Origin of the sequence: Microcoleus sp. Pol17C6, from assembly GCF_036701145.1 — a bacterium.
Lineage (GTDB): Bacteria > Cyanobacteriota > Cyanobacteriia > Cyanobacteriales > Microcoleaceae > Microcoleus.
In genome coordinates this window covers 1-1,319 of record NZ_JAUBQH010000166.1, presented here as the reverse complement: position 1 = coordinate 1,319, position 1,319 = coordinate 1, and the positions used below count along the sequence as shown (strand labels likewise).

At 45.0% G+C, this 1,319-nt stretch carries 1 protein-coding gene; it reads left to right on the top strand.

The window, feature by feature from the left end; all coding sequences use genetic code 11:
- Positions 1 to 103: 103 nt before the first annotated feature.
- Positions 104 to 1,294: an endonuclease gene (locus QUA25_RS29220; RefSeq protein WP_333043193.1), complete on the top strand. Its 1,191-nt coding sequence runs from the start codon at positions 104 to 106 to the stop codon at positions 1,292 to 1,294.
- The last annotated feature ends 25 nt before the right edge of the window (positions 1,295 to 1,319 follow it).

The window sequence follows — 1,319 nt, the reverse complement described above, 5'->3', positions numbered from 1 at the left end:
CTGACAGGTGTAGGTTTTTTACGACCGGGTAGTATAAAGTCAATTAAACCAGGCGAAAATAAGGGTGATTCAACGAAACACGTGGCCGGGCGTGAAAACCTAAATGCTGAAAAATAAGCATCTCAAGGATTGGTCATGTATAGTGTCCAAACAAATGCCTCACCTGTCGATACCTCAAGCGATTGGCTTAGCGACTTGGAGCTTTGGCGTAGTCATGACCAAATCTAGCAGCTTAACCCAAGTTTCGCATTTTATTGCTGGGCTCAACGGAGAAAAGCCGAACACAGTCCGTCAGCGATTAAAAGAATGGTATCAAGAAGCCCCAGCTAAAAAAGGAGTTCATCGTCGTGAGTTGGATGTGAGTCGTTGTTTTGCTCCATTACTGTTGTGGGTACTAAGTTTACTGCCGAAAAATGTTGAGGACATTGCCTTGGCATTAGATGCCACTAGCATCGGGGATAAATTCACAGTTCTGTCGATGAACATCTTATTGGGTGGGTCGGGAATTCCTGTAGCGTGGTGTATTGTCGGAGCCACAGAACCAGGAAGTTGGAAACCTCATTGGCAAAAACAGATTTCTCAGGTTCAAGGTGTGATTCCACCAAACTTTAGGGTGATAGTTGCCGCTGACCGAGGATTGTATGCTGATTGGCTATATCAATTGATTGAAAGTGTAGGCTGGCATCCATTTCTACGCATTAACCATCAAGGAACTTATCGTTTACCCTCTCAACAGACATGGCAGCCACTGGCACATTTGGTTCGTCAAGGTGGAGAATCATGGTCTGCCGAAGTCGTATGTTTTAAAACTAATCCTCTGTCTTGTACACTCCTAGCTCGTTGGGATCTAGACTACAAAGACCCCTGGTTGATTCTGACAGACCTCAAACCCCAAGAAGCAAACGTTCTCTGGTATGGACTACGTTCTTGTACCGAATGTGTTTACCGCGATTTCAAATCCGATGGCTGGCAATGGCATAATACACGTTTACTCTCACCACAACGAGCCGAACGAATGTGGTTAGTGCTGGCTGTTGCCACTTTGTGGATGGTGTTCCTGGGTGGCACTCACGAAAATCAATCGCTTGCCTCAAATTTTCAACAACTTCCTCCTGGACATATTGTTTTAAATCAGCCTCCGAGCCTCAAAAAAGGGCGTCATTTGTCTTGTTTTCTTAAAGGCTTTGTGACTCTGATGGCTAATCTACTCAACAATCGAACCATACATCTTGAGCGTTGGAGCTCCTTCCCTCAAACTCCTGTGGATGCTTTTTATGCTTGTAACTCCTCCTAGTTGTAAAAAACCTACACCTGTCAGG

What these genes read in the sequence shown, in the direction of transcription:
- QUA25_RS29220 (WP_333043193.1), top strand. Translation starts at nt 104, where the DNA reads ATGCTGAAAAATAAGCATCTCAAGGATTGGTCATGTATAGTGTCCAAA.